The organism is Pseudomonas sp. SG20052 (genome assembly GCF_031766055.1).
GTDB classification, from domain to species: domain Bacteria; phylum Pseudomonadota; class Gammaproteobacteria; order Pseudomonadales; family Pseudomonadaceae; genus Aquipseudomonas; species Aquipseudomonas mandelii.
Map to the genome: position 1 here is coordinate 6007291 of NZ_CP134498.1, position 15516 is coordinate 6022806.

The 15516-nt window shown below is 61.9% G+C and carries 17 protein-coding genes and 1 pseudogene; 6 read left to right on the forward strand and 12 right to left on the reverse strand.

Features of this window, described 5'->3' with window-relative positions; genetic code table 11:
• The first annotated feature begins 11 nt into the window (after positions 1-11).
• The 4 genes from RHP74_RS27605 to RHP74_RS27620 all read left to right on the forward strand — a co-directional run bounded on the left by RHP74_RS27605 (position 12) and on the right by RHP74_RS27620 (position 5191).
• The gene (locus RHP74_RS27605; protein ID WP_007894317.1) at positions 12-254 is read left to right on the forward strand and encodes an exodeoxyribonuclease VII small subunit; all 243 of its coding nucleotides are present in this window, start codon (positions 12-14) and stop codon (positions 252-254) included.
• The gene (locus RHP74_RS27610; RefSeq protein ID WP_010467332.1) at positions 251-1153 is read left to right on the forward strand and encodes a polyprenyl synthetase family protein; all 903 of its coding nucleotides are present in this window, start codon (positions 251-253) and stop codon (positions 1151-1153) included. The genes RHP74_RS27605 and RHP74_RS27610 overlap by 4 nt, the downstream gene beginning before the upstream one ends.
• A 92-nt stretch (positions 1154-1245) precedes the next feature.
• On the forward strand, positions 1246-3144 hold the full coding sequence (gene dxs, locus RHP74_RS27615) for a 1-deoxy-D-xylulose-5-phosphate synthase (RefSeq protein WP_010467331.1): 1899 nt from the start codon (positions 1246-1248) through the stop codon (positions 3142-3144).
• A 163-nt stretch (positions 3145-3307) separates the two neighbouring features.
• A complete protein-coding gene (locus RHP74_RS27620) occupies positions 3308-5191 on the forward strand; it encodes a TonB-dependent receptor domain-containing protein (RefSeq protein ID WP_311096741.1) in 1884 nt (627 codons plus the stop codon).
• Positions 5192-5296: 105 nt separating this feature from the next.
• On the opposite strand, the gene RHP74_RS27625 is transcribed toward RHP74_RS27620, so the two are convergent.
• The 12 genes and pseudogenes from RHP74_RS27625 to nrdR all read right to left on the reverse strand — a co-directional run bounded on the left by RHP74_RS27625 (position 5297) and on the right by nrdR (position 14104).
• On the reverse strand, positions 5297-6097 hold the full coding sequence (locus RHP74_RS27625; protein WP_311096742.1) for a cobalamin-binding protein: 801 nt from the start codon (positions 6095-6097) through the stop codon (positions 5297-5299).
• Complete coding sequence (locus RHP74_RS27630) at positions 6097-6516, reverse strand: MFS transporter (protein WP_282411589.1); 420 nt, start codon at positions 6514-6516, stop codon at positions 6097-6099. The genes RHP74_RS27625 and RHP74_RS27630 overlap by 1 nt, the downstream gene beginning before the upstream one ends.
• Positions 6513-7130 (reverse strand): GTP cyclohydrolase II, encoded by a 618-nt coding sequence (gene ribA, locus RHP74_RS27635; protein ID WP_027924335.1) that lies wholly within the window; start codon positions 7128-7130, stop codon positions 6513-6515. The genes RHP74_RS27630 and ribA overlap by 4 nt, the downstream gene beginning before the upstream one ends.
• Positions 7131-7381: 251 nt before the next feature.
• Positions 7382-8119, reverse strand: a complete 738-nt coding sequence (locus tag RHP74_RS27640; protein ID WP_311096743.1) for a transporter substrate-binding domain-containing protein — start codon at positions 8117-8119, stop codon at positions 7382-7384.
• Positions 8120-8141: 22 nt separating this feature from the next.
• The gene (locus RHP74_RS27645; protein WP_008033735.1) at positions 8142-8645 is read right to left on the reverse strand and encodes a phosphatidylglycerophosphatase A; all 504 of its coding nucleotides are present in this window, start codon (positions 8643-8645) and stop codon (positions 8142-8144) included.
• Positions 8642-9607: a thiamine-phosphate kinase gene (gene thiL, locus RHP74_RS27650; RefSeq protein WP_311096744.1), complete on the reverse strand. Its 966-nt coding sequence runs from the start codon at positions 9605-9607 to the stop codon at positions 8642-8644. Before thiL ends, RHP74_RS27645 begins: the two co-directional genes overlap by 4 nt.
• A gap of 21 nt (positions 9608-9628) precedes the next feature.
• Positions 9629-10129 carry a transcription antitermination factor NusB gene (gene nusB, locus RHP74_RS27655; protein ID WP_077749235.1) on the reverse strand — a complete coding sequence of 167 codons (501 nt, stop codon included), beginning with the start codon at positions 10127-10129 and terminating at the stop codon, positions 9629-9631.
• Positions 10126-10602: a 6,7-dimethyl-8-ribityllumazine synthase gene (gene ribE / locus RHP74_RS27660; protein WP_003185938.1), complete on the reverse strand. Its 477-nt coding sequence runs from the start codon at positions 10600-10602 to the stop codon at positions 10126-10128. Before ribE ends, nusB begins: the two co-directional genes overlap by 4 nt.
• Positions 10603-10693: 91 nt before the next feature.
• A pseudogene (ribBA, locus tag RHP74_RS27665) lies at positions 10694-11784 on the reverse strand (bifunctional 3,4-dihydroxy-2-butanone-4-phosphate synthase/GTP cyclohydrolase II).
• A 16-nt stretch (positions 11785-11800) separates the two neighbouring features.
• Positions 11801-12463: a riboflavin synthase gene (locus RHP74_RS27670; RefSeq protein WP_010467322.1), complete on the reverse strand. Its 663-nt coding sequence runs from the start codon at positions 12461-12463 to the stop codon at positions 11801-11803.
• A gap of 46 nt (positions 12464-12509) precedes the next feature.
• Entirely contained in the window at positions 12510-13643 is a 1134-nt protein-coding gene (gene ribD / locus RHP74_RS27675; RefSeq protein WP_311096745.1) for a bifunctional diaminohydroxyphosphoribosylaminopyrimidine deaminase/5-amino-6-(5-phosphoribosylamino)uracil reductase RibD, read from the reverse strand.
• Positions 13640-14104 (reverse strand): transcriptional regulator NrdR, encoded by a 465-nt coding sequence (gene nrdR, locus RHP74_RS27680; protein WP_003228656.1) that lies wholly within the window; start codon positions 14102-14104, stop codon positions 13640-13642. The genes ribD and nrdR overlap by 4 nt, the downstream gene beginning before the upstream one ends.
• Positions 14105-14232: 128 nt before the next feature.
• Between nrdR and RHP74_RS27685 the strand changes: the two genes are divergently transcribed.
• Together RHP74_RS27685 and RHP74_RS27690 are read left to right on the forward strand one after the other, a co-directional pair.
• A complete protein-coding gene (locus tag RHP74_RS27685; RefSeq protein WP_042932997.1) occupies positions 14233-14697 on the forward strand; it encodes a YbaY family lipoprotein in 465 nt (154 codons plus the stop codon).
• Entirely contained in the window at positions 14694-15350 is a 657-nt protein-coding gene (locus RHP74_RS27690; protein ID WP_311096746.1) for a 50S ribosomal protein L11 methyltransferase, read from the forward strand. Before RHP74_RS27685 ends, RHP74_RS27690 begins: the two co-directional genes overlap by 4 nt.
• Positions 15351-15516: the final 166 nt, after the last annotated feature.

Below are 15516 nucleotides of genomic sequence, written 5' to 3' on the forward strand. Positions count from 1 at the left end.
AAATAGCCGCCATGGCCCGCAAAAAAGCTGCACTGGATTTCGAACAATCCCTCGCTGACCTGCAAACGCTGGTGGAGCGACTGGAGAACGGCGAATTGTCGCTGGAAGACTCGCTGACGGCTTTCGAGCAGGGCATCGGTCTGACCCGCGATTGCCAGGCGGCGCTGGCCCAGGCCGAGCAAAAGGTTCAAGTGCTGCTCGAGCGTGATGGCGAGCTGGCCGAGGAACCCTTCGACGCGGATCAGCCGGAATGATTGCTGCGTATTCGGCGACCAGCCAGGCCCGCGTCAACGCTGCACTGGAAACCCTGTTCAACGCACCGAGCCCTGAGCTCGCGCGGTTGTACGAAGCCATGCGCTACAGCGTGATGAATGGTGGCAAACGGGTTCGCCCGCTCCTGGCCTACGCCGCGTGCGAAGCGCTCGGTGGCAAGGCTGAGCAAGCCAACGGCGCGGCCTGCGCGGTGGAGCTGATTCACGCGTATTCCCTGGTACACGACGACCTGCCAGCCATGGACGACGACGATCTGCGTCGCGGCCAGCCGACCACTCACAAAAAATTCGATGAAGCCTGCGCGATCCTTGCCGGTGACGGCTTGCAGAGCCTGGCGTTCAGCGCCCTGCTCGACCCGCGCCTGAGCACGTCGGACGCGGCTCTCACCTCAGATCACCTCCGCCTGCAGATGGTCAGCGCCCTGGCATTGGCGGCAGGCCCGGCCGGCATGGTCGGCGGTCAGGCCATCGACCTTGGTTCGGTCGGTCTGAAACTTGACCAAAAAGCCCTCGAAACCATGCACCGGCACAAGACCGGCGCGCTGATCGAGGTCAGCGTCAAACTCGGCGCCCTGGCCAGCGGCCGTGCCGAGAAGGACGAACTGAAGTCCTTGCAGACTTATGCACAGGCCATCGGCCTGGCGTTCCAGGTGCAGGACGACATTCTCGACGTCGAAAGCGATACCGAAACCCTCGGCAAACGCCAGGGTGCCGACATCGCGCGCGACAAACCGACCTACCCGGCCCTGCTCGGCCTCGACGCGGCCAAGGCCTACGCCCTGGAACTGCGCGATCAGGCCCTGCACGCACTGCGACCGTTTGACGCGGCAGCCGAGCCATTGCGCGATCTGGCCCGCTACATCGTCGAGCGACGCAGCTGACGGCGTATCCGCCAAGTTAAAAGCAACGCGTGGGCAGGGGGCGATGCATCAGGTAAACTGCCGCATCTTTTATACCTATAACGATTCGCCTGATGCCCACGACGTTTCATGAGATTCCCCGCAAGCGCCCGACCACGCCCCTGCTCGACCGTGCCAACACGCCGGACGGCCTGCGCCGGTTAGGCGAAGCCGAGCTGGAAACCCTGGCCGATGAGTTGCGCCTGGAGTTGCTCTACACGGTCGGTCAGACCGGCGGGCATTTCGGTGCCGGCCTGGGCGTCATCGAGCTGACCATCGCGTTGCATTACGTCTTCGACACCCCGGACGACCGGCTGGTGTGGGACGTGGGTCATCAGGCCTATCCGCACAAAATCCTCACCGGCCGTCGCGAGCGCATGGGCACCCTGCGCCAAAAGGACGGCGTCGCTGCCTTCCCGCGTCGTTCCGAGAGCGAGTACGACACCTTTGGCGTCGGCCACTCCAGCACTTCGATCAGCGCAGCGCTGGGCATGGCGATTGCCGCCCGCCTGCAGAACAGTGATCGCAAGGCCATTGCCGTGATCGGCGACGGCGCACTGACCGCGGGCATGGCCTTCGAGGCGCTGAACCATGCGCCGGAAGTGAACGCCAACATGCTGGTGATCCTCAACGACAACGACATGTCAATCTCGCGCAACGTCGGCGGGCTGTCGAACTACCTGGCGAAGATCCTTTCCAGCCGCACTTACGCGAGCATGCGTGAAGGCAGCAAAAAGGTCCTGTCGCGCCTGCCCGGTGCCTGGGAAATCGCCCGTCGCACCGAAGAATATGCCAAAGGCATGCTGGTTCCCGGCACGCTGTTCGAAGAGCTGGGCTGGAACTACATCGGCCCGATCGATGGCCACGACCTGCCGACCCTGATCGCCACCCTGCGCAACATGCGCGATCTGAAAGGCCCGCAGTTTCTGCACGTCGTCACCAAGAAAGGCAAAGGCTTCGCCCCGGCGGAAATCGACCCGATCGGTTACCACGCCATCACCAAGCTTGAGCCCGTTGATGCGCCGGCCGCTGCACCGAAGAAATCCGGTGGGCCGAAGTATTCCGGTGTGTTCGGCGAATGGCTATGCGACATGGCCGCCTCTGATCCGCGCTTGGTGGGCATCACCCCGGCGATGAAAGAAGGCTCCGACCTGGTGGCGTTCAGCGAGCGTTTCCCGCTGCGTTACTTCGACGTGGCGATTGCCGAGCAACACGCCGTGACCCTCGCCGCCGGCATGGCCTGCGAAGGCGCGAAACCTGTTGTGGCGATTTATTCGACCTTCCTGCAACGCGGTTACGATCAACTGATCCATGACGTCGCGGTACAAAACCTCGACGTGCTGTTCGCCATCGACCGCGCAGGGCTGGTGGGTGAAGACGGCCCGACCCATGCGGGCAGCTTCGACCTGTCGTTCCTGCGTTGCATCCCCGGCATGCTGGTGATGACCCCGAGCGACGAAAACGAATTGCGCAAAATGCTCACCACCGGTCACCTGTTCAACGGCCCGGCGGCGGTGCGTTATCCGCGCGGCACCGGCCCGAATGCAACGATCGAGAAAGACTTGCAACCGATTGAAATCGGCAAAGGCGTGGTTCGTCGCCAGGGCAGCAAAGTCGCCCTGCTGGTGTTCGGCGTGCAACTGGCCGAGGCGCTGAAAGTCGCCGAGACGCTGGATGCAACCGTGGTCGACATGCGTTTCGTCAAACCGCTGGATGAAGACCTGGTTCGCGACATTGCCGGCAGCCATGAGTTACTGGTGACGATCGAAGAGAACGCGATCATGGGCGGCGCCGGTGGCGCGGTCAGCGAGTTCCTGGCGCGTGAAAACATCCTCAAGTCGATGCTGCATCTGGGCTTGCCGGACAGTTACGTCGAGCACGCGAAGCCTGCGCAGATGCTGGCCGAGTGCGGGCTGGATGAGGCCGGGATCGAGGCTTCGGTTCGCCAGCGCCTGCAACTACTCAACATCTGAACAAATGCAAAACCCCTTGTGGGAGCGAGCCTGCTCGCGATAGCGGTCTGCCAGTCACCTCTTCTTTGACTGACACACCCTCATCGCGAGCAGGCTCGCTCCCACATTGGTTTTCTGTGCCTTTCAAAATTTGTGTTCGCTTTAAAGCGCCAACGGATTACCGATGAAACTCTCCCCCCTCGCCCTGACGCTGACCCTGCTGCCGGCCGGCCAACTCCTGGCCGACACCTTCGAGCGCGATCAAGCCCTGAAACTCCCTGAAGTGCTGATCAGCGCCAACCGTCAGGTCGAAGCGCGTAACGACAGCAGCGCTGCCAACACCGTTTTCACCCGCGACGACATCGACCGCCTGCAACCGGGCAGCGTCACGGACTTGCTGAGTCGTGTACCCGGCGTGCAAGTCGTGCAAACCGGCGGGCGCGGCAGTCTGCCGGGGATCTACATTCGCGGCACCCAGTCAGCGCAGAGCCTGGTGCTGGTGGACGGCCAACGCATCGGCAACTCAACCTCCGGCGACAGCAACCTGCAACACATCAACATCGACCAGGTCGAGCGCGTGGAAGTGCTGCGCGGCTCCCGTTCAGTGATTTATGGCAGTGATGCGATTGGCGGCGTGATCCAGATTTTCACTCGCCGTGGTGGCGAACAAGGCCTGCGACCACGTATACACATGGGGATTGGCAGCCATCAGACCTGGGAGCGCAGCCTCGGATTATCCGGTGGCGATGAGAAAACCCGCTTCAACCTCGGCGCCAGCCTCGATGAAACCGCCGGGATCAACCGCACCCACGAGTCCTATCCCAGCGACGGAGATCATGACGAATACCGCAACAAATCGGTCAGTCTGAGCCTGAGCCATGCCCTCACCGACGACATCGAAATCGGCGCCAACCTGCTGGATAACCGCGGCAAAAGCGAGTTCGACAATCCATTCGGGCGCTTTGACACGACGACCTTCGAATCGCTCCAGCAGCAGCCTTACAGCGACTTTGCCGTGAGCAGCATCAGCAGCTATGTCGATGCCCGGGTCAACGACATCTGGAAAACCCGCGTCGAATTCGGTCACAGCGAAAACCGCGAGAAGACCCTCGACAAACTCAGCGATGAACGCAGCGTGTTCAACACGTACCGTGATTCGGTGAACTGGCAGAACGACCTGACGCTCAATGAGCGCAACAGCCTGATTCTCGGCGCCGACTGGTACGAAGACCGGATCAACAGCAGCACCCCGTTCGACGAGGACAGCCGCTGGAACCGCGCAGCGTTTATCCAGCATCGCTACCAGGCGGACAGTTTCTCCACGGAACTGGGTCTGCGCCGGGACCAGAACCAGCAGTTTGGCGGCCAGAACAGCTGGAGCGGCACCTTCACCCTGCCGCTGAACCCGGACAACGACGTATTACTGACCTACAGCGAAGGTTTCCGCGCACCGACCTTCAATGACTTGTACTACCCGGACTTCAGCAACCCGGACCTCAAGCCTGAAACCTCGAAAAGCTACGAGCTGCAATGGCGCAGTCAGTTGACCGAGACCAGTCGTCTCGAAACTTCGCTTTATCGCACGGACCTTGAAGACGCGATTATTTTTGGCAGCAACTCACGGCCACAGAACGTGGCTTCGGCTCGGATCAACGGGTTCGAAGCGGCTCTGAAACAAGAACTGTTCGGCTGGCAGAGCAACCTCGGCGTGGCGATCATCGACCCAAGGGATCGCGACAGCGGCCATACCCTGGCCCGTCGTGCGCGGCGCACCTTGAGCCTGGACCTGGATCGTCAGTTCGACCGGTTCGGCCTCGGCGCCAGCTGGCAAGCGGTGAGCAGCAGCTATGACGACTTGAACAATCAACAGCCGTTGGGTGGCTATGCCCTGCTGGGGTTGCGCAGCAGCTGGGAATTGAATCGCGAGGTCAAGCTTGAGCTGAAAGTCGATAACCTGCTGGACAAGGGCTATAGCCGGGCGCTGTACACCCATGATGGCAGTCAGTATGGGTATCGCGAGGAAGGTCGGGCGTGGATGTTTGGGGTGACCTGGACGCCTGGACTCTGAATGGGCGGTGTTCGGGCGGGCCTCTTCGCGGGCAAGCCTCGCTCCTACAAGGATCACCCCGGACCTGTAGGAGCGAGGCTTGCCCGCGAAGGACGCACCTTGGTCTTAGCGGTCGGGCGCGATGACCTGGCAAAGTTTGGCCGTCGCCTCGATCATCTGCCCACTCGGCCGCTCCAGCCCCTTGTCCGTCACCAACAGCAACCGCCCCTGCGCCACCGCCGCCACCTGCGGCCAGGCTTTCCACGCCTCCAGCTGCGCCTGATCACTGGCCAGAATCACGTCGGGATTACGCTGCAACACCGCCTCGACGCTGACCTGCGGCGCCGGCAATGTCAGGTCGGCGAATACATTGCGCGCCCCGCACACCTCCAGCGCATCACTGATGATCTGCCCGCCGCCAACGGTGTACAGCGGCCGATCCCACACCTGATAAAACACCCGCAACGGTTGATCCCGGCGATATCGCTGGCGCAGCACATCCAGGCGCTGGCGTAATTGCGCGGCCAATGAAACGCCACGCTCAAGCCGACCGAGTTGCGTGGCAATTGCTTCGATCTGCGCAGTCAGTTGTTCGAGGTTGTGGGGTTCGGCGACATACGTAGGGATGTTCAGGCGCTTGAGTTGTTCACGCTGGGCCGGGCCAACGCTGCCGGGCCAGAGCAGAAGTAAATCGGGTTTCAGGCTGAGCAACTGCTCCATATCCAACTGGCCATAGCGGCCAACCGATGGAAGCCCGTTGAGTTCGGCAGGACGTTCACCGGCATCCAGCACGCCGACCAGAAGGTCCGCGGAGCCCAGTTCGACAACGATTTCAGACAGAGACGGCGCCAGGCTGACAACGCGCTCAACAGCGCAGGCCATGCCGCTGCCGGCCAGCAGCATCAGCGCCAGCCAGAAGCGATACATCAGCCGAGTTGACGCGGGATACGGTAGAGGTAGAACAGCACGGTGGTCGACAGCGCCAGCAGCACCAACGGCACCGCTTCAAGGCCGACGAACACCGCCAACGCGCCGATCCAGGCCGGCAGGCTCGCAACCAGCAACGCCGTGCGGCGCTTGGCGGCCAGGGCAATCCAGGCGGCGGGTTCTTCCGGGGTGTCGAGGGCTTTCTGGGTGGCGATCAATGCGTGCTTGTAGCCACCAAAAAACTTCAGGCTGACAAACATCGAGGCGACACCAGCGATGAAAAACGGCATCGCCAGCACCGGCAGGAGCGCCTCGCCCTGGCCGAACACGCCATTGATCACGAACAGGGGCAGCAGGGCCAGAGCCAGGTATTGCCACCAGTTGAAGGACAATCGCCGCCGTACTTGACCGCGCGTCACGCCCGGTCTGCCTCGCCCTGATGCTCGTTGCCCATCATGTGGTCGAGCTTGCTGGCCTTGGTGGCCAGGTAGAGTTTGTTGTGCGGGTTGTGACCGGTGTGCAGCGGCACACGCTCGGCGACCACGATGCCCATGTCGGTCAAGGCTTTGACCTTGCGCGGATTGTTGGTCATCAGGCGCAGGGATTTCACGCCCAGGTGCTCCAGCATCGGCAGGCACATGGCGTAGTCACGCTGGTCGGCGGCGAAGCCCAGACGCTCGTTGGCTTCAACGGTGTCGGCACCGCCATCCTGCAACTCATAGGCGCGGATCTTGTTCAGCAAGCCGATGCCACGACCTTCCTGACGCAGGTAAAGCAACACGCCACGGCCTTCACGAGCGATGGCCTGCAAGGCGGCCTCAAGCTGCGAGCCGCAGTCGCAACGCTGGCTGAACAAGGCGTCGCCGGTCAGGCATTCGGAGTGCAACCGACCCAGTACCGGGGCACCGTCGGCGAACTCACCCAGGCTCAGCACCACGTGCTCGCGTCCGTTCTCTTCGTCGAGAAAGCCGTGCATGGTGAATTGCGCAAAAGGCGTTGGCAGCTTGGAAGCGGCGACAAAAACGACAGGCACCGGTGTGCTCCTGATCAATGAGTACTGGAGTTTCGCAGAGGCGGCATTGTAACAGCAGGTTCCTACAGACGCTTAGGCTGAATTATGGGGCATAACGATCAAAAAGTTAGATCTCAGGTCCGTCCAAGCACCCTGTGGGAGTGAGCCTGCTCGCGATAGCAGTGTGTCGGAACACCGATCTTTAACAGATAGTCGCCATCGCGAGCAGGCTCACGCCCACAGGAAATCATCAGTGCCACAGGGACTTGTGTTCATTTCGAATCGAACGGATAGGGTTGTTTCCAGCGTTCGAAGATCGGTTTCAACCGGCCGCTTTTCACCAGCAACTCCATGCGCTCATCGAACAGCGCCATCAACGTCCGAGCCTTGGGCGTATCGGCGAAGCACAGGTACAGCGGCAATTCCGCGATGTGGGTACGACGAAACTGCGAAGGATCCTTGGCCCACTTGAGGACATAGTCGACTTCGGTCAGCGCATCGATGTAGTAGTCGGCGCGGTTGTGGGTCAGCATCGACAGAATCCCGGTGCGCCGGATGACTTCGTTATAGCGCTGCACGTTGGGCAGGTAATCCTGGTAGTCATAGCCGCGGACCCAGGCCAGTCGATAGTTGCCCAGCGTCTCCAGGGTCGGTGCCGGATTGCTTGCCAGGCCCAGGGCGTAGATGTGATCGGTATCGAAGTTCCAGCGCGGATAAAGCAGATCGCTGTTTTCGTTGCGGTAGGAGCCGACACAGGCATCCACTTCGCGGAGTTGCGCCAGGCCTACGGAGCGGGTGTAAGGCTCGGTGCGGATGTCCAGTTTGACACCGGCCGGCTCGAACACTTCCCGCAGCACGTCCCAACCCAGGCCATGACCGTCAGCGGCGGTGTAGTCTTCCCAGTCTTCGCTGGCCATATGAATCACGGACGGCGTCGTCGTGGCATCGCCCGCTCGGACGATCGAGCAAAACATGGCGAACACCATCACAACCCACCAGCGCCGAGCCATCCCTAGTCCCCTGTCTCGCCCGTCAGGCGAAAATCCACACCAGCCCTTGCATGGCCAACCACGCAAACACGCCTGCCAATACGTCATCGAGCATGATCCCGACGCCACCGTGCACATGCCGGTCGATCCAGTGAATCGGCCAGGGCTTGAGAATGTCGAAGAAGCGGAACACCAGGAACCCCGCCAGCAACCAGTACCAGCCTTCCGGTACCAGCCACAGGGTGATCCACATCCCGACCATTTCGTCCCAGACGATGCCTTCGTGATCGTGTACCCGCAAATCGTCGGCGACCTTGCCGCACAGCCAGAAGCCGAACAGCATGGTGATGCCGAGCATCAGCCAGTAACCCCAGTCGGGCAGCATCTGCCACAACGGGATAAAGGGTAGCGCAACTAACGAACCCCAGGTGCCCGGTGCCTTTGGCAAGGTGCCCGAGCCGAAGCCGAACGCCAGGAAATGCCAGGGATTGCGCCAGACCGAAGGCGGTACGAATTCCGCCGGGACCTGTTTGGGATGATCTGTCACGGTGTCTCCCGAAAATGTTGATAGCCCCGGGTTTGCGGGGTGATGTCCTGTCCATCGGCGTCCAGCAGTACCACGCCCTGCCCGGCCTCTACCCTCCCGATCACATGGATCGGCCAGCCGGCGGCCAGCAACGCGGGCAACTCGACGGACGGTAGGGTGAAGGCCAGCACGTAATCGTCCCCGCCGCTCAACGCTGCCGCTTCGGCGTCCGATTGGCCGAGGAAGGCCACTAAAGCGTTCGACAGCGGCAATCGGTCCCGTTCAACTTGAATGCCGACCTTCGACGCCAGGGCAATATGCCCGCAGTCAGCGAGCAGGCCGTCGGAGATATCCAGCGCCGACGTGGCTTTGCCGCGTAGCGCCTGGCCCAACGCCAGCTGCGGCCGCGGCGACCAGTAATGGGCCAGCAATGGATCAGCGATGGCGGCGTCAGCCGTCCGCTGCCCCAGCACCAGCGGCAAGGCACCCGCTGCATTACCCAACTCACCGCCCACGCAGAGCAAATCGCCGGGCTGCGCACCGCTGCGGGTCAACGCCTTGCCGGCCGGCACACGACCAAACACGGTCATGGTCAGGCTCAGCGGCCCCCGCGTGGTATCACCGCCCACCAGCGCCACGCCACAGTGCTGCGCCATGACGTTCAAACCACGGGCGTAAGCGTCCAGCCAATCGGCGGTCACCGTCGGCAAGGTCAGGGCAAGGGTAAAGGCAACGGGGGTGGCGCCCATGGCGGCCAGATCACTGACGGCCACAGCCAGCGAACGCTGACCGAGCAGAAAAGGGTCGCAAGGCTCTGCGAAATGCACGCCGGTAACCAGCGTGTCGGTGGAAATGGCCAACTGCTCCCCGGGGGGAAAAGCGAGCAAGGCGCAGTCATCACCGATCCCGAGGGCAACGCCTTCGCCGCCTTGCGCACAAGGCGCGGCGGCGAAGAAATTGCGGATCAGCTCAAACTCGCCCATGTGGCAGCTATCAAGCGCCGATTAGCGCTTGAACGCCTTCACTTCAGCTTCACGCAGACGCGGGGCCAGCTTGTCGAGTACGCCGTTGACGAATTTGTGGCCATCGGTGGAACCGAAGACTTTCGCCAGCTCGATACCTTCGTTGATCACAACGCGGTACGGCACGTCGACGCGCTTGAGCAGTTCCCAGGTCGACAGGCGCAGAACAGCCAGTTCAACCGGGTCCAGCTCTTCGATGGTGATGTCCAGGCACGGCGTCAGTGCAGCGTCGATTTCAGGCTTGTTGGCCGGAACGCCGTGCAGGATGTCGTGGAAGTATGCGGCATCGACATCGCTGAAATCGTTATCGACCCGAAACTGCGCTTCGATCTCGTTCAGCGACTGCTTGGCCATGTGCCATTGGTACAGCGCCTGGGTCGCGAGCTGACGGGCTTCGCGACGCTTGACGCTTTTCGATGGCTTGCCGGCATCCGCAGGCTTTGGATCGCGCGGGTTGAAACGATCACTTTCGTCGCTAATCACTTGGCCTCCAACTGCGCCAGCAGGCTGACCATTTCCAGAGCGGACAGGGCAGCTTCGGCGCCTTTGTTACCGGCCTTGGTGCCGGAACGTTCGATGGCTTGCTCGATGGAATCAACGGTCAGCACGCCAAATGCGACTGGAACGCCAAACTCCATGGACACCTGGGCCAGGCCCTTGGTGCATTCGCCCGCCACGTATTCGAAATGCGGAGTACCGCCACGAATGACCGCGCCCAGGGCGATGATTGCCGCGTACTCGCCCTTCTGAGCGACTTTCTGCGCAACCAGCGGGATTTCGAAGGCGCCAGGCGCGCGGATGATGGTGATGTCGCTTTCGCTCACGCCGTGGCGAACCAGGGCATCAACTGCACCGCTGACCAGGCTTTCAACGACGAAGCTGTTGAAACGGCCCACTACCAGAGCGTAGCGGCCTTTAGGGGCGATGAAGGTACCTTCGATGGTCTTCAGGGTCATTCGTTAGATCTCTTAAAGAGCCGGGACGCGTTTTCTACGCATCCCTCGGTGATGTGTTAGCCGCGAATCAAGGACTGGAAACAACCGGTCATTATTCGGAGGGCACGTATTCTACAACTTCCAGATCGAAACCGGATATCGCATTAAATTTCATTGGCGCAGACATCAAGCGCATTTTGCGTACGCCCAGGTCCCGGAGGATCTGCGAACCGGCACCGACGATGCTGTACGTGGTCGGTTTTTTCACGATGGCCTGATCCGCGGTTTCACGGATGTGCGCCAGCAATACGTCACCATCGAGCGGGTGACCGAGCAACAGCACCACGCCGCTGCCGGCCTCGGCCACCGCGGCCATGGCGGCGCGCAGGCTCCAGCGGCCCGGTTGCTTGACCATCAACAGGTCGCGCAGCGGGTCCATGTTGTGCACGCGAACCAGGGTCGGTTCTTCGGCGCACACGGTGCCCAGGGTCAGGGCCATGTGCACGTCACCTTCCACGGAATCACGATAGGTCACCAGGTTGAACTGGCCCAGTTCGCTGTCCAAAGGTTGCTCGGCAATCCGCTGAACGGTACGTTCGTGGATCATCCGGTAGTGAATCAGGTCGGCAATGGTGCCGATCTTGATGTTGTGTTCGGCCGCGAGGCTTCGAGCTCGGTGCGACGGGACATGGTGCCGTCGTCGTTCATCACTTCGCAGATCACGCCGCTTGGCTCGAAACCGGCCATGCGCGCCAGGTCGCACGCCGCTTCGGTGTGGCCAGCGCGGGCCAGGGTACCGCCGGCCTGGGCCATCAGCGGGAAAATGTGGCCGGGGCTGACGATGTCTTCAGCCTTGGCGTCTTTCGCCGCAGCCGCTTGCACGGTGCGTGCGCGGTCGGCAGCGGAAATACCGGTGGTCACGCCTTCGGCCGCTTCGATGGACACGGTGAACTTGGTGCCGAAGCCGGAACCGTTGCGCGGCGCCATCAAGGGCAGCTTGAGCAGCTCGCAACGCTCGCGGCTCATCGGCATGCAGATCAGGCCACGGGCGTGCTTGGCCATGAAGTTGATGTGTTCGGCCTTGCAGCACTCGGCGGCCATGATCAGGTCGCCTTCGTTCTCGCGGTCTTCGTCATCCATGAGGATGACCATCTTGCCTTGGCGGATGTCTTCAACCAGTTCTTCGATGCTATTGAGCGCCACAAGGCACCCCCTTGGGTCAGGATTTGAGGTAGCCGTTGGCGGCCAGAAAGCTTTCGGTGATGTTTCCAGAGGTTGGCTCTGCGGCCTTGTCGCCCAGCAACAGGCGCTCCAGATAACGTGCCAGCAAGTCAACTTCAAGGTTTACCCGGCGACCTGGCTGGTATGACGCCATGATGGTTTCGCTCAGGGTGTGCGGGATGATCGTCAGCATGAACTCGGCGCCATCGACCGCGTTCACGGTCAGGCTGGTGCCGTCGACGGTGATCGAACCTTTATGGGCAATGTACTTGGCCAGGTCCTTCGGCGCACGGATGCGGAATTCCACGGCGCGCGCATTCTCGGTACGGGAAACCACTTCACCCACGCCATCGACGTGACCGCTGACCAGGTGCCCGCCGAGGCGAGTGGTCGGGGTCAGGGCTTTTTCCAGGTTCACCGGGCTGCCGCTTTTCAGGTCGTTCATGGCGGTGCAGTCGAGGGTTTCGCGACTGACGTCCGCCGCAAAGCCGTTACCCGGCAGCTCAACCGCCGTCAGGCACACGCCGTTGACCGCGATGCTGTCGCCCAGTTTGACGTCGCTCAAATCGAGCTTGCCGGTTTCTACGTGGACCCGCACATCACCGCCTTTTGGGGTCAATGCACGAATACTGCCGATGGATTCGATGATGCCGGTAAACATGGAGTTCTCCTCGAGAACAGGGCCGTCGCGTGGCGCAGGCCGGGAATTATACGCTCGCCGCTGGCGCAGGAATGGCGATGACTCGCCAGTCATCGCCAACCGCGCGAATTTCGGTGATTTTGAGCTCAGGCGCATCCTTCATTTGCGCGATCGGCCAGTCCAGCAGCGGCCGAGCCGAGGAGCCGAGGAACTTGCCAGCGATGAAAATCTGGAATTCGTCCACCAGACCTTGCTGGGCAAAAGCCCCGGCCAGACGCGGGCCTGCCTCAACCAACACTTCGTTGACCCCGCGTGCAGCGAGTTCGACCAGCAACTTTCGCAGGTCGACCAAACCATCGTCGCCCGCCACGATCAGGCATTCCGGGCCGTTCGCGTACTGCTCTTCAATCGCCATACAGGTGGCGACCAATGCCGGCCCGGCCTTGAAAAACGGTGCATCCAGCGGCACTCGCAGACGGCCGTCGATCAGCACGCGCAGCGGCGGACGGCTCATGGCCTGGGCCGTTTGCTCGGCGTCCAGGCCCAGTTCATCGGCACGCACGGTCAAGCGGGCTTTGTCCGCCAGCACCGTGTCGGCGCCGGTCAGCACCACGCTGGCCTGCGCCCGCAGGCGTTGCACCGCCGAACGTGCGGCCGGGCCGGTGATCCATTGGCTCTCGCCGCTTTCCATCGCCGTGCGACCGTCCAGGCTCATGGCCAACTTGACCCGCACGAACGGCAAGCCGTGTTCCATGCGCTTCAGGAAGCCTTCATTAAGCTTGCGCGCCTCGCCTTCCAGCACGCCACTTTCGATGGCGATGCCGGCCTGGGCCAGGCGCTGCAGGCCGCGACCGGCCACCGACGGGTTCGGGTCCTGCATCGCTGCGACAACCCGGGCGAGGCCGGCATTCACCAGCGCATCGGCGCAAGGCGGCGTATGGCCGTGGTGGCTGCACGGTTCGAGGGTCACGTAAGCGGTGGCACCTCGCGCCTTGTCGCCTGCGGCACGCAGTGCGTGGACTTCAGCGTGGGGCTCGCCGGTGCGCACATGCCAGCCTTCGCCGACAATCTGCCCGTCACGCACGATCACGCAGCCAACGCGAGGGTTGGGGTGTGTCGTGTAATGGCCTTTGCGCGCCAGTTCCAGGGCGCGAGCCATGTAATGGGCGTCGAGGATGGCTTGTTCGGGGGACGTGGTCATTCTTTCACCGGCTCACGGGCCAGGCGATCGATCTCTTCACGGAACTCGTTGAGGTCCTGGAAGCGCCGATACACGGAGGCGAAACGAATGTAGGCGACTTCGTCGAGCTTTTGCAGCTCGGCCATCACCAGTTCACCGACCACGAGGGATTTGACCTCGCGCTCGCCGGTGGCGCGCAGTTTGTGTTTGATATGCACCAGCGACGATTCGAGGCGCTCGACACTCACCGGGCGCTTCTCCAGCGCACGCTGCATGCCCGCGCGAAGTTTTTCTTCATCGAAGGGCTGACGGCTACCGTCGGTTTTGATCAGGCGCGGCAACACCAGTTCGGCGGTCTCGAACGTCGTGAAACGCTCGCCGCAGGCCAGGCATTCACGCCGGCGGCGCACCTGTTCGCCCTCGGCGACCAGACGCGAGTCGATGACCTTGGTGTCGTTGGCACCGCAGAAGGGACAGTGCATGGTGGCAGGCAACAAAAAAAGGGAGGGCCATGGTAGCGCATCCCCGTGGCAAGACAAGACATAGGGTTTACGGTATACAGACTGGCTATAGAGCTTGATCCATGGATTTCACCTTGCTGGAGCCGCAAATGTCCCTAAGACCACTCGTATTGCTCAGTGTTTTCAGCCTGCTGGTGGCCTGCAGCAGCGATGCGCCCAAGCCCCAGCCGCCAACACCAGGGCCCGCCCCACAGGCCGCGCAGAAAAAAGCCAAGGAGTCCGCCAACCTCGGCCCGTTGCCCGCCTATCAGCGTGAACTGAGCGGCACCCTGCAAGGCATACCGGCCGGCGCCGAAGTTGAACTGGCGCTGCTGGTGATCGATGCCCAGGACCGCCCGCAACAATTGCTCGCCAGTTCGAGCCTGATCGGCACCAATCAGCTTCTGCCGTTTCACCTGCGCTTCAACCCGGAATCGTTCCCTGCCGGCGTTCGCGTTGAATTGCGCGGTCGCGCCAGCCAGTCCGGCCAGTTGATTTTGCACCTGCCTTCGCAGGTCATTACCCAGCCGACGACCCAGGCCTTGGGTCAGCTGCAATTCGTCAAAGCCCCATGATTGCACCGCTCGACCTGCAACGGGCGTTGGGTGAATTGCTCGGTGATGCGCAGCTTGTGCCTGTTGCGTTGCCCGATACCGAGCTGAAACTCTGGCTGATCGACGGCGATAACATGGACCGCGCGTTCAGCCCGGAAGAAACCCGGCGGATTCTGCATGAACCGCCCTACTGGAGTTTCTGCTGGGCCAGCGGCCTGGCGGTTGCCCGCTATCTCGCCGCATTCCCTGAATGGGTCGAAGGCAAGCGGGTGCTGGATTTCGGTGCTGGCTCCGGGGTGGCGGGGATTGCGGCAGTAAAGGCCGGCGCGCTGGAAGTGGTGGCCTGTGACCTCGACCCGCTGGCGATTGCCGCGTGTCGGGCGAATGCTGAACTCAATGGCGTACACCTCAACTACTCGACGGATTTTTTCGCCGAAGCGGATCGGTTTGATCTGATTCTGGTGGCCGACGTTTTGTATGACCGGGCGAATCTGCCGTTGCTTGATGAGTTTTTGAGCCGGGGCCATGAGGCGTTGGTGGCGGATTCGCGGGTAAGGGATTTCAGGCATCCGCTCTATCAACGTATCGAAATGCTGGAAGCGATGACCCTGCCTGATCTGGCCGAGCCTGAAGAGTTTCGGCATGTGAGCCTCTACCACGCGCGGCGCGGCTAAAAGCTTCGCGAGCAAGCTTCGCTCCTACAGGTTCGGCGTCGGTCTTCAAATCGGCGTGGGCCTGCAGGAACGAGCGGTGCGACGATCCGACTTGCCCGCGAAAGCGCCCTGTCAGACCGCCCACACTTTCAGCGATACCCTGCCAAGCCTTATAGTTGCCCCATTC

What these genes read in the sequence shown, in the direction of transcription:
- RHP74_RS27605 (WP_007894317.1), top strand. Translation starts at nt 12, where the DNA reads ATGGCCCGCAAAAAAGCTGCACTGGATTTCGAACAATCCCTCGCTGAC.
- RHP74_RS27610 (WP_010467332.1), top strand. Translation starts at nt 251, where the DNA reads ATGATTGCTGCGTATTCGGCGACCAGCCAGGCCCGCGTCAACGCTGCA.
- dxs (WP_010467331.1), top strand. Translation starts at nt 1,246, where the DNA reads ATGCCCACGACGTTTCATGAGATTCCCCGCAAGCGCCCGACCACGCCC.
- RHP74_RS27620 (WP_311096741.1), top strand. Translation starts at nt 3,308, where the DNA reads ATGAAACTCTCCCCCCTCGCCCTGACGCTGACCCTGCTGCCGGCCGGC.
- RHP74_RS27625 (WP_311096742.1), bottom strand. Translation starts at nt 6,097, where the DNA reads ATGTATCGCTTCTGGCTGGCGCTGATGCTGCTGGCCGGCAGCGGCATG.
- RHP74_RS27640 (WP_311096743.1), bottom strand. Translation starts at nt 8,119, where the DNA reads ATGGCTCGGCGCTGGTGGGTTGTGATGGTGTTCGCCATGTTTTGCTCG.
- thiL (WP_311096744.1), bottom strand. Translation starts at nt 9,607, where the DNA reads ATGGGCGAGTTTGAGCTGATCCGCAATTTCTTCGCCGCCGCGCCTTGT.
- ribE (WP_003185938.1), bottom strand. Translation starts at nt 10,602, where the DNA reads ATGACCCTGAAGACCATCGAAGGTACCTTCATCGCCCCTAAAGGCCGC.
- RHP74_RS27670 (WP_010467322.1), bottom strand. Translation starts at nt 12,463, where the DNA reads ATGTTTACCGGCATCATCGAATCCATCGGCAGTATTCGTGCATTGACC.
- ribD (WP_311096745.1), bottom strand. Translation starts at nt 13,643, where the DNA reads ATGACCACGTCCCCCGAACAAGCCATCCTCGACGCCCATTACATGGCT.
- nrdR (WP_003228656.1), bottom strand. Translation starts at nt 14,104, where the DNA reads ATGCACTGTCCCTTCTGCGGTGCCAACGACACCAAGGTCATCGACTCG.
- RHP74_RS27685 (WP_042932997.1), top strand. Translation starts at nt 14,233, where the DNA reads ATGTCCCTAAGACCACTCGTATTGCTCAGTGTTTTCAGCCTGCTGGTG.
- RHP74_RS27690 (WP_311096746.1), top strand. Translation starts at nt 14,694, where the DNA reads ATGATTGCACCGCTCGACCTGCAACGGGCGTTGGGTGAATTGCTCGGT.